Source organism: Cytobacillus sp. Bac17 (assembly GCF_024519925.1).
In the GTDB taxonomy this organism is placed as follows: Bacteria; Bacillota; Bacilli; order Bacillales; family Cytobacillaceae; genus Cytobacillus; species Cytobacillus pseudoceanisediminis.
Genome location: NZ_JALJRC010000106.1, coordinates 1 through 412, shown reverse-complemented (window position 1 = coordinate 412; position 412 = coordinate 1). Strand labels below are relative to the sequence as shown.

Sequence of the window (412 nt, the reverse complement as noted above, 5' to 3'; positions counted from 1 at the left end):
CGTGCTTTTTTTATCTCCTCCGCCGCCCGCTTCTTTCTTTCTCCCCTTTTTCCTCTTCTTCTCCTCTCCTTTTTCCTTTCCTTCTCTTTCTTTCTTTTTTTTTCTCCCCTTCCCTTTCTTCTTCCCTTTTCCCTCTCTTTCCTCCTTCCCTCTTTTTTTCCTTTCTCCCTTCTCTTTCCTTCCTCCCTCCTCCTCCTCCCCTTTCCTTCCCTTTTTTCCTCTTCCTCTCCTCTTCTCCCCCCTCCTCTTTCCCTCCCTCTCTCCCCTTCCCTCTCTCCCCCTCCCCTCCTCCTTTCCTTTCTCCCTTTTTCTTTTTTCCTCTCCCCTCTTCTCCTCTTTTCCTTTTTTCTTCCTTTCTTCCCCTTTTTTCCTCTTTTTTTCCTTCTCTCCTCTCTCTTCCTCTCTTCTTTTC

General features: G+C 47.3%; 1 protein-coding gene. It reads right to left on the bottom strand.

Features of this window, described 5'->3' with window-relative positions; all coding sequences use genetic code 11:
* On the bottom strand, nt 1-412 hold a 412-nt coding region (locus NR125_RS30300; RefSeq protein ID WP_256816886.1), incomplete at both ends, for a hypothetical protein.